The organism is Sulfuricaulis sp. (assembly GCF_040901545.1).
Lineage (GTDB): Bacteria > Pseudomonadota > Gammaproteobacteria > Acidiferrobacterales > Sulfurifustaceae > Sulfuricaulis.
In genome coordinates, this window is the sequence record NZ_JBBDYL010000054.1 from 228799 (window position 1) to 248612 (window position 19814).

Annotated in this window: 21 protein-coding genes; 6 read left to right on the forward strand and 15 right to left on the reverse strand. The window is 57.3% G+C overall.

What is annotated here, in order from left to right:
• Positions 1 to 77 precede the first annotated feature (77 nt).
• The 7 genes from rluB to WD823_RS12020 all read right to left on the reverse strand — a co-directional run bounded on the left by rluB (position 78) and on the right by WD823_RS12020 (position 5928).
• Positions 78 to 962: a 23S rRNA pseudouridine(2605) synthase RluB gene (rluB, locus tag WD823_RS11990; RefSeq protein WP_368429726.1), complete on the reverse strand. Its 885-nt coding sequence runs from the start codon at positions 960 to 962 to the stop codon at positions 78 to 80.
• Positions 955 to 1647: an SMC-Scp complex subunit ScpB gene (gene scpB, locus WD823_RS11995; RefSeq protein WP_368429727.1), complete on the reverse strand. Its 693-nt coding sequence runs from the start codon at positions 1645 to 1647 to the stop codon at positions 955 to 957. The genes rluB and scpB overlap by 8 nt, the downstream gene beginning before the upstream one ends.
• Positions 1647 to 2438 (reverse strand): ScpA family protein, encoded by a 792-nt coding sequence (locus WD823_RS12000; RefSeq protein WP_368429728.1) that lies wholly within the window; start codon positions 2436 to 2438, stop codon positions 1647 to 1649. The genes scpB and WD823_RS12000 overlap by 1 nt, the downstream gene beginning before the upstream one ends.
• The gene (locus WD823_RS12005) at positions 2438 to 3631 is read right to left on the reverse strand and encodes a tryptophan--tRNA ligase (RefSeq protein ID WP_368429729.1); all 1194 of its coding nucleotides are present in this window, start codon (positions 3629 to 3631) and stop codon (positions 2438 to 2440) included. The genes WD823_RS12000 and WD823_RS12005 overlap by 1 nt, the downstream gene beginning before the upstream one ends.
• Before the next feature lie 23 nt (positions 3632 to 3654).
• Entirely contained in the window at positions 3655 to 4308 is a 654-nt protein-coding gene (locus WD823_RS12010) for a site-2 protease family protein (RefSeq protein ID WP_368429730.1), read from the reverse strand.
• A 79-nt stretch (positions 4309 to 4387) separates the two neighbouring features.
• Entirely contained in the window at positions 4388 to 5011 is a 624-nt protein-coding gene (locus WD823_RS12015; protein WP_368429731.1) for an L-threonylcarbamoyladenylate synthase, read from the reverse strand.
• A 5-nt stretch (positions 5012 to 5016) separates the two neighbouring features.
• On the reverse strand, positions 5017 to 5928 hold the full coding sequence (locus WD823_RS12020; RefSeq protein WP_368429732.1) for a PHP domain-containing protein: 912 nt from the start codon (positions 5926 to 5928) through the stop codon (positions 5017 to 5019).
• 59 nt (positions 5929 to 5987) lie between these two features.
• On the opposite strand from WD823_RS12020, the gene WD823_RS12025 reads away from it, so the two are divergent.
• The 6 genes from WD823_RS12025 (at position 5988) to WD823_RS12050 (ending at position 9940) form a co-directional block, all read left to right on the forward strand.
• On the forward strand, positions 5988 to 6737 hold the full coding sequence (locus WD823_RS12025; protein WP_368429733.1) for a hypothetical protein: 750 nt from the start codon (positions 5988 to 5990) through the stop codon (positions 6735 to 6737).
• A gap of 73 nt (positions 6738 to 6810) precedes the next feature.
• Positions 6811 to 7401: a septation protein A gene (locus WD823_RS12030; RefSeq protein WP_368429770.1), complete on the forward strand. Its 591-nt coding sequence runs from the start codon at positions 6811 to 6813 to the stop codon at positions 7399 to 7401.
• Entirely contained in the window at positions 7401 to 7700 is a 300-nt protein-coding gene (locus tag WD823_RS12035; protein WP_368429734.1) for a YciI family protein, read from the forward strand. Before WD823_RS12030 ends, WD823_RS12035 begins: the two co-directional genes overlap by 1 nt.
• Positions 7701 to 7967, forward strand: a complete 267-nt coding sequence (locus WD823_RS12040) for a BolA family protein (protein WP_368429735.1) — start codon at positions 7701 to 7703, stop codon at positions 7965 to 7967. It abuts the gene before it with no gap.
• 43 nt (positions 7968 to 8010) lie between these two features.
• The gene (locus WD823_RS12045; RefSeq protein ID WP_368429736.1) at positions 8011 to 8871 is read left to right on the forward strand and encodes a peptidylprolyl isomerase; all 861 of its coding nucleotides are present in this window, start codon (positions 8011 to 8013) and stop codon (positions 8869 to 8871) included.
• A 58-nt stretch (positions 8872 to 8929) separates the two neighbouring features.
• Entirely contained in the window at positions 8930 to 9940 is a 1011-nt protein-coding gene (locus tag WD823_RS12050) for an esterase-like activity of phytase family protein (protein WP_368429737.1), read from the forward strand.
• Positions 9941 to 9942: 2 nt separating this feature from the next.
• On the opposite strand, the gene WD823_RS12055 is transcribed toward WD823_RS12050, so the two are convergent.
• The 8 genes from WD823_RS12055 to smc all read right to left on the reverse strand — a co-directional run bounded on the left by WD823_RS12055 (position 9943) and on the right by smc (position 19788).
• The gene (locus WD823_RS12055; protein ID WP_368429738.1) at positions 9943 to 10797 is read right to left on the reverse strand and encodes an EamA family transporter; all 855 of its coding nucleotides are present in this window, start codon (positions 10795 to 10797) and stop codon (positions 9943 to 9945) included.
• 77 nt (positions 10798 to 10874) lie between these two features.
• Positions 10875 to 11408 carry a transposase gene (locus WD823_RS12060; RefSeq protein ID WP_368429739.1) on the reverse strand — a complete coding sequence of 178 codons (534 nt, stop codon included), beginning with the start codon at positions 11406 to 11408 and terminating at the stop codon, positions 10875 to 10877.
• A 71-nt stretch (positions 11409 to 11479) separates the two neighbouring features.
• Positions 11480 to 12094, reverse strand: a complete 615-nt coding sequence (locus WD823_RS12065) for a hypothetical protein (protein ID WP_368429740.1) — start codon at positions 12092 to 12094, stop codon at positions 11480 to 11482.
• 6 nt (positions 12095 to 12100) lie between these two features.
• Positions 12101 to 12403 carry a DUF2034 domain-containing protein gene (locus WD823_RS12070; protein WP_368429771.1) on the reverse strand — a complete coding sequence of 101 codons (303 nt, stop codon included), beginning with the start codon at positions 12401 to 12403 and terminating at the stop codon, positions 12101 to 12103.
• Positions 12375 to 12842, reverse strand: a complete 468-nt coding sequence (locus WD823_RS12075) for a restriction endonuclease (protein WP_368429741.1) — start codon at positions 12840 to 12842, stop codon at positions 12375 to 12377. The genes WD823_RS12070 and WD823_RS12075 overlap by 29 nt, the downstream gene beginning before the upstream one ends.
• A 222-nt stretch (positions 12843 to 13064) precedes the next feature.
• A complete protein-coding gene (ligA, locus tag WD823_RS12080; RefSeq protein ID WP_368429742.1) occupies positions 13065 to 15077 on the reverse strand; it encodes an NAD-dependent DNA ligase LigA in 2013 nt (670 codons plus the stop codon).
• Positions 15074 to 16279 carry a cell division protein ZipA C-terminal FtsZ-binding domain-containing protein gene (locus WD823_RS12085; RefSeq protein WP_368429743.1) on the reverse strand — a complete coding sequence of 402 codons (1206 nt, stop codon included), beginning with the start codon at positions 16277 to 16279 and terminating at the stop codon, positions 15074 to 15076. The genes ligA and WD823_RS12085 overlap by 4 nt, the downstream gene beginning before the upstream one ends.
• Complete coding sequence (gene smc, locus WD823_RS12090; RefSeq protein ID WP_368429744.1) at positions 16279 to 19788, reverse strand: chromosome segregation protein SMC; 3510 nt, start codon at positions 19786 to 19788, stop codon at positions 16279 to 16281. Before smc ends, WD823_RS12085 begins: the two co-directional genes overlap by 1 nt.
• Positions 19789 to 19814: the final 26 nt, after the last annotated feature.

Consider the following 19814-nt stretch of genomic DNA (forward strand, 5'->3'; position numbering starts at 1 on the left):
ATTGCTGTCACCGAGGGTTGATGCGGTGGTAGTTTTTTTTGGACTCACTACGCGACTCCATATAGAGACGGAAACGTTTAACGCTGTGCTGTGATTCTCCGGCGTTTCCTGACGGAGTCAGGATACAATTTTTTCGCGTTACGTCGTTTGTTATCCTGTCTTGGTGGTTTCCGCTTTGCATGAATCTTGCTTTCCGGGATTGATGGAAGCTTGAGGCCGGCAAACCCATATAGCACTGCCATGGCTTTGTCATCGAGTTCAACGGAACGTCCCGTATGAAAATGCGGCGGCAGGCGGATCGGGCCGAAGCGTATCCGGATCAAACGGCTCACCTTCACGCTCACGCTGTCCCATAGCCGGCGTACTTCACGATTGCGTCCTTCTTTGAGTACCACATGGTACCAGTGATTCGCGCCGGCGCCCCCTGCATCCACGATGGAATCAAAATGTCCGGGGCCGTCTTCCAGCACTACCCCCGTTTTCAATCTAGTGATCATTTCCTCGCTGATTTTGCCGAGCACGCGCACGGCGTACTCCCGTTCGATCGCTTGGGAGGGATGCATCAATCGGTTGGCGAGCTCGCCGTCGGTGGTGCAAAGCAACAAACCGGAAGTGTTGTAATCCAGGCGACCGATGGGAATCCAGCGCGCGCCGCGGAGAGTGGGGAGTTTTTCAAAAACCGTGGTGCGGCCCTGCGGATCCGACCGGGTACAGATTTCGCCTTCCGGCTTGTGGTAGATCAGGACCCGCGGCCTGGGTTGCCTGACGCGCGCCAGAACGGTGCGTCCGTCGACACGAATCGCTTGTGCGGGAGTTACGCGGACGCCCAAGGTCGCGGGGTTGCCGTCGACGGTGACACGACCGGCTGCGATCCAGCCTTCTATCTGGCGACGTGAACCCAGGCCGGCGCGGGCTAAAACTTTCTGCAGTTTTTCCCCCGCCGGGCTGCCGTGGTCACTCACGTTCGGCCGAATGGACCTCGGTCATGACCACGTGTTCCGGCTCGTCTTCCGTGCCGCCATGAATTTCATCGCGCGCTGACTCGCGGCCGTGCTGCGAAATTCTATCGTTCGGCTCGAGATTCAACCGCAGGTTCAATTCCTGGCTGATGACATCGAGTTCCCGCAAGGCGGAAAGCGGCGGCAGCGCTTCGAGAGTCTTGAGATTGAAATGCTCGAGAAATTCGCGCGTCGTGCCGTACAACGCGGGGTGTCCCGGGACTTTGCGCACTCCCACTTGGCGAATCCATTCGCGCCCGAGCAATGTCTTGATGATATCCGTGCTGACAGATACGCCGCGTATGTTTTCGATATCGCCGCGCGTCACCGGTTGACGGTAAACAATAATAGCCAGCGTTTCGAGCAAGGCACGCGAGTACCTTACGGGGCGCTCTTCGGCCAGGCGGGAGATCCAGGGGGAGTATTTATCGCGGGTCTGGAATCGCCAGGCACGGTCGATTTGTTTCAACTCTATCGCCCGATTCTCGAATTCCGCCTCGAGCTGGCGGATTACTTCGCGGATTTCCTCACGCGTGGGTTGCGATTCGGCGGGAAACATCGTCAGCATTTTCTCGATGGTCAGCGGCTGACCGGCGACCAGCAACGCCGCCTCGATGATGTTTTTCAGCTCTGGGTTCGGTTTGTTCATCAGGCTGCCGCCTTGAGATGGATGGGACCGAATGGGTCCTGCTGAACCAGCACGATCAGCGACTCCTTCAGCAGTTCGAGTATCGCGACGAAGGTGACGACCAGACCTCGGCGCCCCTCGTGCAATTCGAACATATCCTCGAAGTTCACAAACGTTTCACTGTTGATCTTCGCCAGAATCCGGGTCATGCGCTCGCGTACAGACAGCGGCTCCAATTGCACATGATGATGCCGATAAAGCTCGGCGCGTACAAGTACTTCCTTGAAGGCATCCAGCAATTCAAACAGGCTGACATTCGGTTCAATACGCTTGACGGGCGGCCGATCGTTTTCAATCACAACCAGATGCAAGTCGCGCCCGATCCGCGGCAATTTATCCAGTGACTCGGCGGCATGGCAATAACGTTCATACTCCTGCAACCGGCGAACCAGTTCAGCGCGCGGATCGGCCTCTTCGCCCTCTTCGCTCGATGGCCGCGGTAACAACATGCGTGATTTAATTTCGGCCAGCATCGCCGCCATGACGAGGTATTCGGCGGCGAGTTCCAGCTTTACGGCTTGCATCAATTCGACATATCCCATGTACTGGCGCGTTACTTCGGCGATGGGAATATCGAGGATATCGAGATTTTGCTTGCGAATGAGATAAAGCAGCAGATCCAGCGGTCCCTGAAAGGTTTCAAGGAAAATCTCCAGTGCGTCCGGCGGAATATACAAATCCTCCGGCAATTGGGAGAGTGTTTCGCCGCGTACCACGGCAACCGGGGTTTCCGGACCGGCCGGCGTGCTCATCAGCTGTAATTCAAACCAATGGCGTCGCGCACCTCGGCCATTGTCGCTTCAGCCGTTGCCTGCGCGCGCTTGCAGCCTTCGGCGATGATGTTTTTAATTGCGAGCGGATCGCGCGAAAGCTCAGCGGCACGCTCCTGTATTGGCTTCAACTCCGCCAACACGGCATCGATAATGACTTGCTTGCATTCCAGGCAACCGATTTTCGCCGATCGGCATCCCTTTTGCACCCAATCCTTTTTTTCTCCATCCGAGTAGATGAGGTGAAAATCCCACACCGGACATTTATCCGGATTTCCGGGATCGGAGCGGTGCACGCGCGCCGGATCGGTCGGCATGGTGCGAAATTTCTTTTCCACCTCGACCGGCGGCTCCCGCAGGCTGATGACGTTGTTATACGACTTGGACATCTTGCGGCCATCGAGACCCGGCATTTTCGGTGCAAGAGTCAGCAACGCCTTGGGTTCGGGCAAAATGATTTTGCCTCCGCCTTCCAGATATCCGAACAGTCTTTCTTTATCGCCGAGCGCGATATTCTTCTGCCGTTCGAGCAGGGCATGGGCCGTATCGAGCGCCTCGTGATTACCTTGTTCCAGGTAGGCGGTGCGGAGATCGCGGTACAGTTTGGCGTTCTTCTTGCCCATTTTCTTGATCGCTTCCTCGGCGCGGTTTTCGTAGTCCGGCTCCCGGCCATAGAGGTGGTTAAATCGACGGGCGATCTCGCGTGTGAGTTCAACATGTGCTACCTGGTCTTCGCCCACCGGTACTATTCCCGCACGATACGCAAGGATATCTGCGCTTTGGAGCAGGGGGTATCCCAGAAAACCGTAGGTCAGAAGGTCCCGGTCCTTGAGTTCGGCCTGCTGGTCCTTGTAGGAAGGTACGCGCTCAAGCCATGAAAGCGGGGTGACCATCGATAACAAGACATGCAGTTCAGCATGCGAAAGGATGCGGGATTGAATGAAGAGCGTTGCCGTGCCGGAGTCAATACCGGCCGCAAGCCAATCCACCACCATATCCCAAATGCTTTCTTCCATGATTTGGGGATCTTCATAGTGGGTGGTTAGGGCATGCCAATCGGCAACGAAGAAAAAACACTCGTATTCGGTCTGTAATTTGACCCAGTTTTTCAGCACGCCGTGATAATGACCCAGGTGCAGCCGGCCGGTGGGCCGCATTCCCGACAGTACACGCATGGGCTGCCCGGGCAAAACCGTGCTCACCGTAACCCCACGAGCAGCAATACCAAATTTTCTACCACATGGATGGGCGGACCGATAATCACAGTCAGAACACCCGTAGCCAGCAAGGCCAGCAGAATGAAAAACCCGAAAGGCTCCACACGCGAAAGTTGCCAGGCCATGGGGCCAGGGAGTAACCCCACAGCCACCCTTCCGCCGTCGAGCGGTGGTAGAGGAAGAAGATTAAGAATCATGAATATCGCATTGATTTGTATACCAATAAATCCCATATATTGCATGGGTAGACCGGCCCAGGATGTGGTACCAAGTTGAATGCCGATACGGGCGATGACAGCCCAGATCAGCGCCATGATCAGATTTGCCATAGGGCCGGCCGCGGCCACAATCGCCATGTCCCGCTTGGGGTGACGGAGATTCTCCCAAGTCACGGGAACCGGCTTGGCCCAGCCGAAAACAAAGCCTCCAAGCATGAGCAGTAGCCCCGGCACTAGAATAGTGCCAAGCGGATCGATATGCTTTAGTGGATTAAGCGTTAATCGGCCCAATCTTTGTGCCGTGGGATCGCCAAATTGTTTAGCCATCCATCCGTGAGCGACTTCGTGAACCGTAATGGCAAACAGCAGTGGCAAAATGGCAACGGCGATAGTTTGAAGCAGAGTTAGTTTGGGCATTGGCCGCGCAGTATATCAGGTGCGGTCATTGACTTAAACCAGGAATCCGTCTCTATTTACCTGATTTCTTTGAACAATATCACTCGACGAAGCGCGCGTTATCGCCTTTGCCCAGACGGGAGAGAACCGCCCGGCCGCTATCGAGTTCGACGACGGTGGTCGGTTCCAGACCGCAGAAACCTCCATCAAGGACAAGATCCACCTCATGCTCGAGCTGTTGGCGGATTTCCGCCGGATCACTCAAAGGTACCCGTTCACCAGGGAGAATCAGGGTCGAGCTCATGAGCGGTTCGTTTAATTCGGTTAACAAGGCCTGCGCGATAACGTGATCCGGCACGCGCAGACCGATGGTTTTGCGCTTGGGGTGCTGCAAACGCCGCGGCACTTCGCGAGTGGCCGGCAGGATAAATGTATACGCCCCGGGGGTGTACGCCTTGAGCAGCCGGTAATCGGCGTTGCTCACGCGGGCGTATTGGGCCACTTCAGAAAGATCGCGGCACACGAGCGTGAAATTGTGACGATCGTCCACCTGGCGAATGCGCCGGATCCGCTCCATGGCCTCCTTGTCGCCGATGTGACATCCGAGTGCATAACTGGAGTCCGTGGGATAAACGATCACGCCCCCGGCACGAACGATATCGACGGCGCGCCGGATCAAGCGTGGCTGTGGATGGGTGGGATGAATTTCAAAATACTGGGCCATGAAATTCAGGACTGAGGACTTAGGGCTGAGTCCTCAGTCCTTAGTCCTGAGCACTCCCAATCTCGCCACACGGGAATGCATCCGTCCGGCAAGGCTGGCAATCTGCCAAGGGTCATCCAGGTTTTTTCCGGGCCGTGAAAATCCGACCCCACCGAGGCCAGAAATCCACGCTCTTGAGCCAGAAGGGCGTAGTGCCGATTGGCTTCGGCCGTGTGACTCCCGGAAATCACTTCTATCGCTTCGCCACCACACTCCTGAAAAGTATCAAAAAACTCTCGTAACTCGCCCGGCTTCATGGTGTAACGACCCGGATGTGCCACAACGGCCCTGCCGCCGGCGGATCGTATCCAGGTTACCGCCTCCGAGAGTTCGGCCCATTGGGCAGGCACATACCCGGGCTTGCCGCGCGCAAGAAACTGACGGAAGGCCTGCTGATGGCCTCGAACATAGCCCTGATCCATGAGGAACCGGGCAAAATGCATGCGCCCGACAATTTCCCCTTGCGCCAATCGTCTGGCGCCTTCGTAAGCCTTGTCGATTCTTTTCTTTTGCAGCCGACGACCGATTTCCACGGCGCGCCACTCGCGAAAGGCACGCAGACGGGCCAAACCTTGCTGTAAGAGGACGTGGGTGGTATCGATATTAAGACCGACTATGTGCACCGTATGACCTTGCCACGTGACAGAAATTTCAACACCGGCGATCAACGACATGCCTAATTGATTCGCGGTGAACAGCGCCTCGCCGATTCCATCGGTTACGTCGTGGTCGGTCAAAGCCAGGACGCCGATCCCCGCCGCATGCGCCCTGGTCACCAGGTCAGCAGGCGTGAGCGTCCCATCCGAGCGAATGCTGTGGCTGTGCAAATCGTAGCGTAATGCCGAGGCAGAAACGGAATTTGCGCAAGTATTTCCCATGGTCTAAACAGAGTATCATGAACTTATATATTATGCCGTGACTGCATCCAGGACCGACAATGAGCAGTGGGAGTTATGCCTTACCGCCAAGCCTTTCCGAAGCGACACTGCGTTTTCAACACGCGGCAACGGAGATTATCGACTCCTATGAGGCGCAGCACGCGGACGAGGAAAATCAGATTACTCCCGCCCAATTGGCGGAGGGTGTCGACCAATTCCTGTCCACGATTACGCGCATCGATCAGGTAGAAGGCGAATCCGGCCCGATCCGCAAGGAAGATCCGACGAAGATCGGCGATTATGGAATGTCGTTGCTGACCGATCTCGGCGCATGGGCCGTGCAACTCAATCTGGCTGTTCCGCGGCAAGACCTTGAGATCGTCACGTTGGCCGCCGCGGATTGGGTGGTGCGGCACGAGGGTCAGATTCACACCCTTGAACCGGTGGTCAATGCCCTGGCCAATTTCGCCAACCGCATGCATGAAACCTCCCTGCTGGAGCCACTCACGCTTTTCATGGGCCGCGTGGCGCAGGCCAGCTCAAGCGCGATCAAGCAGGATCTGGAAAAAAACAATCCCATCAGGCCCTGGCGAATACTGCACCTGAATCGGGGCATTATGGCGACGCGAACGCACAATCCGGCGCTCATGGAGAGGGTATTCGACGACCTGGTGCGATATCTTCCGGAAGACGCCCCGACCTTCTTTGCCGAGGGAATGCAGCAAATGGAAGCGCTCAACTACCCGCAGCCGGTGCGGCAGATCATGGGGCGGTATTTCGACCGTTGGACCAGACCCAGGATGCACTAGTTCTTCGCTGACATCCTTGCCGCCGCTCCCGGGGAAGTGCGAAAATAGCGCCCCATTTCTCACGGCCGTCATGATGAAATTCCTATACGATCTGTTCCCGCTGTTGCTGTTCTTTGCCGCCTTCAAGTTCTACGACATTTATGTCGCCACGGCCGTGGCCATTGCCGCCTCGTTCGTACAAGTGGGCTTGTTCTGGTTGAAGCACCGCCGCTTTGAAGCGATGCACCTGATCACACTGGCCGTCATCGCCGTCTTCGGTGGCCTGACGCTCGCCTTGCACGATGATACCTTTATCAAGTGGAAACCCACCCTGGTTTACTGGATTCTCGCGGCGCTGGTGCTTGGCAGCCAGTATGTTGGGAAAAAGACCGTCATCGAGCGCATGATGGCGGCGCAAATCACCCTGCCGGCGGCGGTATGGCGACGGCTCAATCTGAGTTGGGGAATTTTTTTCGCCGTGGTCGGTGCCGCAAACATCTACGTCGCTTTTTACTACGGCCTCGATCTCGACCCGGATAACCGGCGCGAGATATGGGTAAATTTCAAGGTGTTCGGTCTGCTGGGTTTGACGCTGCTGTTTACGGTGGTCCAGGCGGTCTTCATCGCGAAACACGTTCAGGACAAACCCGGCGGTGAATCGGTTGCTGACAGGACGTCGGACTGATGTGGTACGTCATCAATGGTACGGACGCGGAGGACAGCCTCGAGCGCCGACTTACTGTCCGCGCGGCGCACGTGGCGCGCTTGCAACAACTTCAGAACGAAGGGCGTCTGCTTCTCGCCGGTCCCTATCCGGCGGTCGACAGCTATGATCCGGGTCCGGCCGGATATACCGGCAGCCTGATCATCGCCGAATTCGAATCGATGGAAGAGGCGCAAGCTTGGGCCAATACCGATCCCTATGTCGAAGCCGGAGTTTATGCCCATATCAGCGTCAAGCCGTTTTGCAAAGTGCTCCCCTGAATGGATCGCCAATCCCAGATCGAAAACCGCTTGCGCGCGGCATTTACGCCCACGAAAATCGAGGTTCGAGATGACAGCGGGCTCCATGCCGGTCACGAAGGCGCCAGAAGCGGTGGCGGGCACTTTACCGTTACCATCGTATCGCAACATTTTTCGGGCAAAAGCTCCTTGCAACGCCATCAGATGGTTTACCAGGCGCTCGGCGACATGTTGCAGCAGGACATTCATGCGCTCAGTATCCGAGCGATCTCGCCGGATGAGACTTAAGCGAAATATTCATCCACAACCCAACCGTAACCAAGGAAATTTCATGTCACCCCTACGCACATCCCTGATAGTAATCTTGACCGCAGCCGGCCTGCTCGTTGCCGGTTGCGATAAAATACCGGGCGAACGGGCAAAGCCCGAAGCTTCCAAGGAAGAAATGAAGGTTATCGCCACCGTGAATGGCGAGACCATCCTGGAATCGGACTACCAGGGCTACCTGCAGTTACGTCAGCAGCAGGTCGGGCCAATCCCGGACAAGGAGAAGGAAAGAAAGATCGTGCTCGATGAATTAATCGACAAGATGTTGCTCGCGCAATATGCCATCGACAACAAACTCGATAAGGAGCCCGAAGTCAGCACGCTGCTAAAACGTATTCGCGAAGAGATACTGGGGCAGGCGGCCAAGCGAAAACAACTTCGTGACAACCCCATCACCGAGGCGGACGTGAAAAAGAACTTCGAGCAAGAGGTGGAAAAAACCCACAAGTCCGAATACAAGGTTCGCCATATTCTCCTGAAAGAAGAAAAAGAAGCCAACGACGTCATCGTGCAACTGGGTAAAGGCGCGAAATTCGAGAAACTGGCCAAGAGCAAATCCATTGACACGCAAAGTGGCGATTCGGGCGGCGAGATCGGCTGGATCAATCAAGGCATGGTGGTGCCCGACTTCTTTAACGCGGTTATTGAAATGAAAAAAGGCGCGGTTTCCACGACCCCGGTCAAGACCGATTTCGGTTGGCACGTCATCAAGCTGGAAGACACACGTCCGTTCAAGGTACCCACTTTCGAAAACTTCATGTCGGATCAGCAAGCGCGCACGAACATTTATCGCAAAATGCAGAACGACCGGATCGACGGCCTGATCAAGGATTTGAAAGGCAAAGCCAAGATCACGGTGAATTAAATCATTCTAGCCATCCATCCCGTCTCAACGGGATGGATGGCTTCCGTAAAATTTCCCCATGGCGCACAACGTTTTCAAGTACGGCGGACTCATACTTTGCGTTATCGCGTTTGCCCTCGGAATCGACGGTGCCAACGCCGAGATCGAACTGGAAACCCGCTCAGTCAACCTGGCTGAAAATATCGGTGTCGGCGATCGTGTCGGTCGGATTCGATTTCTCGGAATGCTGTCGCTTTCCGATATTACCCATGATGGCGTGCGGTTTTCGCAACTCTCGGGTATTGCCTGGGACGACGACGAGGGGATCTTGTATGCCGTCACCGACAAAGGTGGGCTGTTTCATCTTAAACCCCGATTCAAGAATGATGTCCTCACGGGTGTGCGGCTGCTGCGGGCTTTCCCCTTGCGCGAACTCGACAGCGGCAAACCGCTTAAACGGTCACGCGCCGATTCCGAGGATCTTTATGTCTTGAATGGCCACGACCGTCGGCGAGGTAACACGGAATTGATCATCAGCTTTGAGCGCGAACCGCGCATCGTTCGCTATCGCCCGGACGGTCACGCTATCGCGGTCATTCCGTTACCGGAGGTATTAAACAAAGCGGAAAATTATAGCAACGATAACAGGATGCTGGAGTCCGTGTGCATGGACTCGTCACTGGGTATCATCACCGCGCCCGAGATCCCGCTAAAATCGGATGGTCATGACACAACGCGTATTTTCAATTTATCTGGCCAATTTTGGCGCTATCCGTATGCATCAGGCGACCGCATCACCGCCATGGAATGCCTTGGGAACGGAGCGGTGCTGGTCCTGCAACAAAATTTTCGTAATCCCCTCGGGAACGTTGTCGTGTTGTTAAATCGCGCGCAATTGAAAAAAGCCACATCCGGCGAACTGCTGAAACCTGAAACTATTGTGAAGCTGGACAGTGTGGAGGGATATCACGTTGACAACTTTGAGGGGCTGTCTCGCCACCAGGGCAACCGCTTTTTCATGATCAGCGATAACAATGATCTTTTTGTCCAGCGGTCCTTGTTGATGTATTTTGAAATCTTGGATAACTAACGTCAGGCGGATAGCACCAGTACCGCCAGGCCGGACGTGACAATAACCATCGCGGCCAGTTGCATTCTCCAACGTTCCCGCTCCCCAAAAACGAAAATCGACAACAAACCAGCGACCACAATGCCCGCGTTGGTGAAGGCGACGGCATAAGCGGCGGAAAGATACTGCATCGCGAAGATCACGAGTCCGTAGGCATTGCCGATGAACAGTCCCGCCGGCACCCAGCGTACTATCGGCGGCATCATCGACGGACGCCAGCGTCCAAGACGCACGCGTTGTTCCAGGCTGAGCGCAATAAATGAAACCGTCAGATCGACGCTCACCAGCCCCAATTGGGAACCGTAAGTCGGCAGACTGGCCACCGCGAATTTATTGCTCAGTGAATACACGCTGGTGGCGAAGGCGGCGATGACAGCCCACAGCACCGCGCGGCGGGTGTCGCCATGGCGGGCGCTGATTGCCAGCAATAGTAACCCGGCGACTGTAATAAGTATTCCGAGCCATCCGGATGCCGCAATCATCTCGCTGAACAACAAGCTGCTCCAGAGCGCAATCAACAGCGGCGAACTGCGGGCGATGGGGTAAACCAGTGCCACCGGCGCATGTCGATAGGCCGCGCCCAATACCAGAAAGTACACGGCGTTGGCGAGCGCCGAAATCACCAGCAACATGGCGAGACTCCACGACCACTGTGCGTCGATGACCAGCGCATACAGGGACCACGGACCGAGGATGATGAGATAACCGACCAGCGCCCACCAGAGAAACCGGGTGTCGGGATGACCCGCCCGCGCCAGCAGGTTCCAGGCGACGTGCATCAGCACCGCCGCCGTGAGAGCCAGCGCCGCAGCGGTCATGTCAGCCCTGCCCGCCGATCAGATTGAGCACGATCAGAATATGTAGGTTGGGGTGAGCGCAGCGAACCCCAACAAACTTATCGCTCGCCATATTCTTTGCTGGCCTCATCCTGATTCCCTACGGCCCAATCCGGACTCACAATACCTTGGGCGATAAACCTATGGATACTTGAGTGAGCCCAATCCACGGGCCTCGCCACATAACCGTGTTTCACCGGATTATAGTGAATGTAATCCACGTGTCTCTCGTAATCCTTTTCATCACGTATCAAGTGTTCCCAGAATCGGCGTTGCCAGACGCCCCGCTCACCCTTTGCCAGCCGGCTTCTGCTGCGCCGTTCGCCCGCAGATAGCCGGCGCGAGAATCCACTTTTGATCAGCATCCAGCGAGTGGAAAAATCCTTGTCGTTCTTCGGCAATGTCCAGATGGCATGTAGATGATCCGGGAGCGCCACCATCGCATCAATACGAAACGGATGCCGGGACTGCACCTCACGGATTACCTCTCGCAGAATATCGGCGCGGTCCACCAACAATGTCCGGCTCCGCTCGGCAAGATTGACGGTGAAGAAATAACTTGCTCCGGGAACCCCTGCGCGGCGATAACGCATGAGAACAATAATTCAACGAAGTGGATTGATGTTTGTTGGGGTTCGCTGCGCTCACCCCAGCCTACGGGCTGTTAGACAGCATCACGATTTCTCTCCTCGTCAATCGCTCCCTGTTGCAGAGCCCGTGGGTATCCGGTCGTAATGAAGTCCCGCGCTTCGGCATAGGCCTCAAGAATCTTGTCTCTGACCCTTTCGACCGCCGGCGTCAACTCGTCGCGGATGCGCCTCAAAAACTGCTCTTCGTCTCCGATTCCCGTCCTTTCGAGTGCTCGACCTAGTGCCGACGCATCTATAAGGCGGCCGGGTCTTCGGATGGTCGATTTCTTCGCTTGTGCATGCGCTGCCCACTGAGACCGAACAGTTTCGAAAGCTACGCAATCCCGGACAAAGTGCTCGATTTCCGGCAGCCCGAGCCGCTGGAGTTCCTCCTCGGAAAACAGCCAAGGGGTCAGGAAGTGTTTCCGGGTTTCGTTAACTCGATAGACGCCGATAACAGTAGCAGTCATGGCAATCCGTTGCACGGCAGCCGCGTAAGTCGCCGAGACGCGCTGGGTCTCCTCCAATTTATTGGCGCAGGTCATCAAGTGCTGCGGGATAGACAGTTCTCGGATCGCTTCGGTAAGCAGAAGTGCCGCGTCGCATGCCGCTTGGTTGATTGTGTCTTGGTCGAGTTCGGGTTCTTCCATAGACTGTCAACGTTGCGCGAACCGGTGCGCGGCTCGTCTGCGTGCGTCCGTGTTCAACAGCGGGTTAGAGCCTGGCGCCTTTTCTTGGAGCGCAATGATACCAGACAGATCCATTAGCTTAATCGGTTTGTCTCGAACATAGTCGAGCACGCCCTTCGTAAATCCTGAGGTGCTGGCCAAAATGGCAGCTGGAGCGCCGAAGTGTTGGAGTGTTCCGTAGAGTTCCCGAGCGACCGCTGGACCAATCGGCGCTCTGTGAGCCTTACATTGGACGATCTCCCTACCGCGCTCGGTATGGCAACCAAATATCTACGCCTTGGTCTCCCGTGGCGGAAGTGAGCTCCGCGCGAAAACCAGCTCGCCGAAAAACAGTCGCAAGCTCTGCCTCAAACTGCTTACCCGACAAAGAAGACCAGAACTCCTTTTGGGTTCGTACCCACCAAGCACGGAATTTCTCGAGTGCCTTTCGGTATCGTTGCGCCCGACGATACCGAGGTACGAGGAACCGCAGCAAAAGCTCGGCCGGGAACATTAGAACCATCGTCGTAAGGAAGATGACCGCAAACCCCAAGAACAGGAAGAGCAGTGCGAGCCCCAGGTGAAAGGACTCGGTGTTAGACAATGCATACACTCCCCAAGCGAGCGCCGATATAACGAACAGAACCAGAGGTAGCTGACCCTCAGTCTTCTCAGTCCATTCGACGTCCTGCTGATTAACGCCGAATTCGCTCAGATCAGGTCTGTGCATCCCGGTGATTCCTTACAGGCTCTAACTTAAATTCGACCGCCTAAAAGCTCCGTTGAAACGAGGCTTTTCGGCATTAATAAAATTCGATATTTGTAGAATCAAGTCGTTAGCGTCCTTTAGCACGTAGGTTGGTGTGAGCGCCGCGAACCCCAACATAATCGCTCAAACCCTCAATCTCGGGTTTGTTAGGGTTCATTTCAATCACCTCAACCTACATGAAAGCTATTTCTCCAGCATCTTGAGTAACTCTTTCTCATCCAGTATCGTCACCCCGAGTTTCCTGGCTTTGTCGGCCTTGGAGCCGGGGTCTTCGCCGATGACCACGTAATCGGTTTTCTTCGATACACTGTCGGTAACTTTGGCGCCGAGGAGTTGCAGTTTGCGACGGGCTTCCTCGCGGCTCATGGAGGCCAGCCCGCCGGTGAGCACGAAGGTCTTGCCGGAGAGCGGTGAATCCTTTTTGGCGCGCGCCGGCTTGGGCCAGTGGATACCGGCCTTGAGCAGATTCCGGATCACGACACGATTGTGTTTTTCATGGAAAAACTCGTAGATGTCTTCGGCCATGGCCGGGCCGATGCCGTGGATTGCTTCCAGCGTTGCGCGCTTCGCATCCATGATGTCATCGATGGCACCGAAATGATCCGCCAGTAATTGGGCGGTCGCCTCGCCTACCTGCGGGATACCGAGCGCATAGAGAAACCGCGCCAGGGTGGTGGTTTTGCTTTTTTCGATTTGATCCAGCAGATTCTGCGCCGACTTTTCCGCCATGCGATCGAGACCGGCCAACTCGTCTTTCTTCAGCCGGTAAATGTCAGCCACGGTTTTCACCATGCCCTTGTCCACCAGTTGCTGCACCAGCTTGTCGCCCAGACCCTCGATGTCCATGGCATGGCGCGAGGCGTAATGCAGAATCGCGCCCATGCGCTGCGCCGGGCAGACCAGGCCGCCCATGCAGCGGTGCGCCGCCGCTTCCTCCTCGCGAATCACTTGCGAGCCGCAGACCGGGCATTTGTCCGGCATGCGCCACTTGCGCGCGCCGCGCGGGCGTTTGTCCTTGATTGAGCCCAACACTTCAGGGATCACATCGCCCGCGCGGCGCACGATCACGGTGTCACCAACACGGACATCCTTGCGATCGACTTCGTCCTGATTGTGCAGTGTCGCGTGTGTGACCGTCACGCCGCTGACCTGCACGGGCTTGAGTACCGCGACCGGCGTGATGACGCCGGTGCGGCCGACCGAGGCCATGATATCCTCGACGACGGTGGTTTCCTCCCGCGCCGGCAGCTTGTGCGCCAGCGCCCAGCGTGGCGCACGCGCGGTGTAACCAAGACGCTCGCGTGCCTCGAATTCATCCACCTTGTACACCACCCCGTCGATCTCGAATGGCAGTTGCTCGCGCCGGGACAGCATGTCGCGGTAATACCTTAGACACGCATCGAGTCCCTTCGCCGTGCGGAAAAATTCCGACACACGGAACCCCCATTCTTTCAGCTGGCGGGCCGCGTCCGAATAACGCGCCGCCACCGGCTCGGACGTTTCTCCCAGCCCCCATGGAATGAAACTCAACGGGCGCGAAGCCGTGATACGCGGATCAAGCTGGCGCAGGCTGCCGGCCGCGGCGTTGCGCGGGTTGGCGAAAATCTTGGCGCCCTGCTTCAGCTGCTCGGCGTTGAGACGCTCGAAATCCTTTTTTGGAATGACGACTTCACCGCGCACTTCCAATAACTTCGGCCAGCTATTGCCTTGCAGATGCAACGGCACGGTCTTGATGGTGCGGACATTCACCGTCACGTCCTCACCCGTGGTGCCATCGCCGCGGGTTCCGGCCCGGACCAACACGCCCTGTTCATAGCTCAGGCTGACGGACGTGCCGTCGTATTTCGGCTCGGCGGTGTAGCCGACATCGCCTCCGGCCGCGAGCCCCTTGCGTACGCGCTGATCCCACTCGCCCACCTCGTCATCCGTGAAGGCGTTGTCCATGGAGGTCATGGGAATGGAATGACGCACCTCGCCGAATTCCTTCAAGGGCTCGGCGCCAACTCGTTGTGTCGGCGAGTCGGGGGTGATCAGCTCGGGGTTATCCACCTCGATTTTTTGTAATTCACGCAGGAGATTGTCGTATTGCGCGTCGGATATGACGGGGTCGTCCAGGACATAATAGCGGTAGTTGTGATCATTGATTTTCTGGCGCAGCGCCTCGGCCCGCCGGCGCAAGCTGTCCGCGGGACTCATAACGTCGCGGCTTCGTTGAACAACTTCAGCGCGGTCTCGCTTCCCGGAGAAATGCCGTAGGCGCGCATTTTTTCCTCTATCGCTTCGATCTGGTGGTGGATGACGGCGATGCCCTTGTCGGTCAGGGGCCGATGAACCTGATCCTGCAGCGTGCCGCCCAGGCCGCGGGCAATGTCTCGGGCCGTGGCGACCATCTTGTCGAACGCCGCCCCCGGGTGATAGGCGCAGGGCACGCTCATGAACAGCGTGAGGCCTTTGGATTCAAGCTTGTCCCATGCGCCGGGATCGAACGCGCTCGAATCGTTAAGATTGGCCATGCTGAACAAGTAACGGCTGCCGGGGGCGACGACATTTTTCAAGTGAAAGAAATTCCGCGCGCCGTACTCCAGACCGGCGCGATTGGCCTCCATCTGAATGGCGATACCCGAGAAGGTCTTATGCTCTTCCGGCACCACATAAATCCCGGCAATGACATCATAAGTGTTACAAAATTCCTGCAGCGCCTGGGCGCGCGCCAGGCCCTGCTCGAAGGAGAGCGGCAATTTCGTCAAACGCTGCAGTTCATCGGCCATCCGCAACCCGATCTGCGTAAAGGTATTGAGCTCGGTTTCCTCGATCGCACCCCGGGGATCCACGAGCTGGATAGCGAGCGTGAGGTCGCCATACTGGGTGTTTGACCGGTCGAGTTGGAGATCGGACCAATGTGATGTCCGGTAATGCTGGCCGTACAGGTGTCGCGCCTTGTTGAGCTTGTACTCTTCCTGCATGAAGATGCCGAGCGCGGTGTTGCGCGCCACCGGCCGGTCGCCCGGAAGCTGAATGACAAAGTCGATTTTTTCATCCGAAAGGTACTCTCTGCCGGGCGCGGCTTGACGGCGACGCGGATGCCGTAAACCGGTGGTGAGGTCGAGCGGCATGGTTGCGACCTCTTCCAACCGCTGGATCTCCTCACGCTGGATCTCGTCGTGCGGCTTTTCCCGGGTGGTTATCTCGATATCGGATCGCAGGACTTTTTCACTGCCTTCTTCGCGGGTGGCATTCAACAAGCTCTGGGGAACCGGCGCATCGTCACGCGTGAAATTTCCCAGATCGACTTCCGGACGTTCGCGCTGCCGGCGCAGACGCGCCTTGTCGAGGGCGGACAAGGCGACCACGGCGACCACGACGATTCCGATAAGCAGCAGGGCATACTGCAGATCCATTACTGCGCTACCATCTCCATGGCCTGCTCCACGTCCACCGCCACCAGCCGCGAGACGCCCGGCTCGGACATGGTCACGCCGATCAGGACATCGGCCATTTCCATGCTGATTTTGTTATGCGTGATGTATACCAGCTGGGTCTTTTGCGACAGGGTCTTCAGCGTTTCACAGTAGCGAATCACGTTGGCGTCATCGAGCGGGGCATCCACCTCATCGAGCAGGCAAAACGGCGCCGGATTGAGCTGGAAAATGGCAAACACGATCGCCACCGCCGTCAGCGCCTTCTCTCCACCGGAGAGCAGGTGAATCGTGCTGTTGCGCTTGCCCGGCGGACGCGCCATGACGGTCACGCCGGTTTCGAGGAGGTTGTTATCCGTCATCTCCAGGTGCGAGCTGCCGCCGCCGAACAGTTGCGGGAAAAAGGCTTGAAAATTCTCGTTGACCCGGTCGAAAGTCTCCTTGAAACGTATCCTCGTTTCGCGGTCGATCTTGCGGATTGCCTCCTCCAGGGTCGTCAATGCTTGCGACAAGTCTTCGAACTGCTTGTCGAGATAATTCTTGCGTGAACTCATTTCCTCGAATTCCTCGATCGCCACGAGGTTGATCGGTCCCAATCGTTCGATACGCGCCGTAATGGCCTCAAGTTTCGTGGCCCAATCCTGTTCGGTCGCCGCGGCCGGAAGTTCCTGGCGCACCGGCTCAATCTCAAATCCGGTTTCGCGCAACTGATCGGCAAGCGTGTCACGCCGGACGACAATCTCCTGGCGGGCGACGCGCTCGCCTTCATGTTGCTCGCGTAGCTCGCCAACTTGTCGCTCTGCCGCGGTGCGTGCCTGCTCTTGCTCGCGTAACCGGTTTTCAAGCTCCGATACCGCCTGCCGTGAAACCGTGAGGCGGTCCTCCACGCCGAGCCGTTTTTGCAGCTGTTGATCCAGTTGCTGGCGAAACGCCTGGGCGGGATCCTGGTCGACAGCCAGCAGGAGCGCGAGTTGTTCCCGCCGCGCCACAAGTTGCCGGAGTTGTCCTTCGAGGCGTGTGTAACTGGTCTGGGTCGCGTCCAGCGAGGTCTGAAGTGTTTCACGCTCGATCTCCAAACGATGCAGGCGGTCACGCGCGGCGGATTCCTGGACGCGCGCCTGTTCCGCGGCCTCCTCCAGCCCGCGGCGATTCTGCTGCAATTGCGCGCGCCGCTGTTCGTGTTCCGTGCCGGTCGCTTCGGCCTGCTGCAGCAGATTACCGGCCGATTCCAGTTCGGCCAGATCGCGCTTTAACTGCTCATTGATTTCAATTTGCTCACGATCGATTTGCGCGCGGCGAGATTCCAGTTGCGACTTACGCGCCTGCTCGCGGCCCAGTTGTTCGCGCAGGCGAGAACGTTCACGATTGTCTTCGCTGAGATCGCGGTTGAGATCCTCGCGTTCGTCTTCCAGGACCTGCTGTTGCGTATCGATGTCGGAAAATTGCGCCTCGAGATTGGCGAACTTCTTTTGCGTTGCGGTCAGCTCTGACTGCAAGGTTTCGATTTCGCGCTCGCGGAGCAGCCACCCGGTGCGCGCCCCTTTTTCATGTCCGTGTGAAAGCCAGTTACGCCCGACCCACGCCCCGGCGCGTGTGACGATCGATTCGCGCGCGGTCAGGCCGCCGCGGACCGCCAGCGCCTGCTCCAGGCTGTCGGCGATATAAATGCCATCCAGCAGCGGCGCCAGATCAATGTCGCACCGGATTTTATCAAGTAGCGAGTCGCGTCCCGAGGTTTGCCGCGCGGACGGCGACATGCCGAGATCAATCAGGGAAACCTGGGATTCCGTGAGTTTTCCCGTCTGCGAAACAATCTTGTCCAGACGTGGCACGCACACCGCCGCCAGGTTGATGCCGAGCACGCGTTCCACGGCCTTTTCCCAACCGGGTTCAACCTCGATCAATCGCGCGAGGCGCGGCGCCTTTTCCAGATCCTGATCACGCAGCCAATCCTTCAACGCGGCATCGCTTTCCCCCCGGGCGGCGGCCTGCAGTTCCTGAAGTGAAGCCAGTCGCGCCTCGCAATTCTGTTTAACTCCGCGCACCTCGGCAAGCTCATCGTCGAGTTCGTCGCGGCGGTCACGCGCTTCACGCAGCCGGACATCGAGCTCGCCGATGGAACGCTCCAGCGATTCGCATTTGTCGTCCAGTTCAGCCACCTGTTCGGACAGGACCGTGGCGGATGCTTTCTCCAGATCCGCGATAATGCCGGCCGCCTCCTGGGCCAGACGCTCCTGCCGCTGCCTCAGTTGCGATACATGTTGCTCCATCTGGCGTATGCGCGCGGTCTGGACCTCGCGTATCTTGGACGGCTCGGCGGCCATCTCGCCGAATGTCTCCCACTCCTGCTGCCAATCCTGCAAGGCGCGATTCGCGAGCAGGAGTTTTTCCGTTAAATCCTCCAGCGTACTCCGGTGGTTGTCCAATTGCGGCCCGAGTGCTTCAAGCCGGCGTTTTATTTCCTCCATTTGCCTTACATCGGCTTGCAGATGAACATCGGCTTCGCTCCAGGTGCGATTGATTTGTTCCTGTTCGCGCGCCTGATTTTCGCGTGTTTCGCGGGCATGCTGGATAGCTTGTTCCAGTCGCGAAACGTCGGCCCCCACGGAATAAAATTCCGCCTGCACGCCATTGAACAGATCCAGTGCATCGGACTGGTGCGCGCGGATTTTTTCTATCTCGGCCTCGCTGGCCCGCTGCAACGACAACGCCGCGTCCAGGGATGTCTGCTGTTGCGCCAGAATCGCATCGTGTTGGCCCACACGCGCATCGAGATCCTGCCAGCGAAGCGCGAACAACTGCGCCCGCGTGAGCCGTTCCTCCTGTTTCAGTTCCTTGTAGCGCGCCGCGGCCCGGGATTGTCTTTGTAATTTCGAGAGCTGCAGTTCCAACTCGCGGCATATGTCTTCCACGCGCGTGAGATTCTCGCGGGTATGCTTGATCCGGTTCTCGGTCTCGCGGCGCCGTTCCTTGTACTTTGAGATGCCCGCCGCCTCTTCGATGTAACCGCGCAACTCCTCGGGCTTGGCCTCCACGATGCGCGTCACCATTCCCTGCTCGATGATGGAATACGCGCGCGGGCCGAGCCCCGTCCCCAGGAAAATATCCATGATGTCCTTGCGGCGGCATTTGGTTTTGTTGAGATAGTAGTCGGAGAGCCCGTCGCGTCCCGCTTCGCGGCGGATGGAGATTTCGGCATAACTGGCGTATTGGCCCCCGGCGGAGCCGTCGCTGTTATCGAAAATCAGTTCGACGGACGCCATGGCCACCGGTTTGCGCGTATTGGAACCGTTAAAGATGACGTCGGCCATGGAATCGCCGCGCAGGGTCTTGGCGGACATTTCACCCATGACCCAGCGCACGGCATCAATGATATTGGACTTGCCGCAACCGTTAGGTCCGACGACACCAATCAGGTCGCCGGTGATGGGGATAGTGATGGGTTCGACGAACGACTTGAAGCCGGAAAGCTTGATTATTTTAAGTCGCATCGTATCTAAGCGTAAGCGTCCTATTC

Bases quoted from the DNA above. Each gene is read 5' to 3' on its own strand.
- scpB (WP_368429727.1), bottom strand. From the start codon at position 1,647: ATGAACAAACCGAACCCAGAGCTGAAAAACATCATCGAGGCGGCGTTG.
- WD823_RS12000 (WP_368429728.1), bottom strand. From the start codon at position 2,438: ATGAGCACGCCGGCCGGTCCGGAAACCCCGGTTGCCGTGGTACGCGGC.
- WD823_RS12005 (WP_368429729.1), bottom strand. From the start codon at position 3,631: ATGCGTGTACTGTCGGGAATGCGGCCCACCGGCCGGCTGCACCTGGGT.
- WD823_RS12010 (WP_368429730.1), bottom strand. From the start codon at position 4,308: ATGCCCAAACTAACTCTGCTTCAAACTATCGCCGTTGCCATTTTGCCA.
- WD823_RS12015 (WP_368429731.1), bottom strand. From the start codon at position 5,011: ATGGCCCAGTATTTTGAAATTCATCCCACCCATCCACAGCCACGCTTG.
- WD823_RS12020 (WP_368429732.1), bottom strand. From the start codon at position 5,928: ATGGGAAATACTTGCGCAAATTCCGTTTCTGCCTCGGCATTACGCTAC.
- WD823_RS12025 (WP_368429733.1), top strand. From the start codon at position 5,988: ATGAGCAGTGGGAGTTATGCCTTACCGCCAAGCCTTTCCGAAGCGACA.
- WD823_RS12030 (WP_368429770.1), top strand. From the start codon at position 6,811: ATGAAATTCCTATACGATCTGTTCCCGCTGTTGCTGTTCTTTGCCGCC.
- WD823_RS12035 (WP_368429734.1), top strand. From the start codon at position 7,401: ATGTGGTACGTCATCAATGGTACGGACGCGGAGGACAGCCTCGAGCGC.
- WD823_RS12040 (WP_368429735.1), top strand. From the start codon at position 7,701: ATGGATCGCCAATCCCAGATCGAAAACCGCTTGCGCGCGGCATTTACG.
- WD823_RS12045 (WP_368429736.1), top strand. From the start codon at position 8,011: ATGTCACCCCTACGCACATCCCTGATAGTAATCTTGACCGCAGCCGGC.
- WD823_RS12050 (WP_368429737.1), top strand. From the start codon at position 8,930: ATGGCGCACAACGTTTTCAAGTACGGCGGACTCATACTTTGCGTTATC.
- WD823_RS12055 (WP_368429738.1), bottom strand. From the start codon at position 10,797: ATGACCGCTGCGGCGCTGGCTCTCACGGCGGCGGTGCTGATGCACGTC.
- WD823_RS12060 (WP_368429739.1), bottom strand. From the start codon at position 11,408: ATGCGTTATCGCCGCGCAGGGGTTCCCGGAGCAAGTTATTTCTTCACC.
- WD823_RS12065 (WP_368429740.1), bottom strand. From the start codon at position 12,094: ATGGAAGAACCCGAACTCGACCAAGACACAATCAACCAAGCGGCATGC.
- WD823_RS12075 (WP_368429741.1), bottom strand. From the start codon at position 12,842: ATGCACAGACCTGATCTGAGCGAATTCGGCGTTAATCAGCAGGACGTC.
- ligA (WP_368429742.1), bottom strand. From the start codon at position 15,077: ATGAGTCCCGCGGACAGCTTGCGCCGGCGGGCCGAGGCGCTGCGCCAG.
- WD823_RS12085 (WP_368429743.1), bottom strand. From the start codon at position 16,279: ATGGATCTGCAGTATGCCCTGCTGCTTATCGGAATCGTCGTGGTCGCC.
- smc (WP_368429744.1), bottom strand. From the start codon at position 19,788: ATGCGACTTAAAATAATCAAGCTTTCCGGCTTCAAGTCGTTCGTCGAA.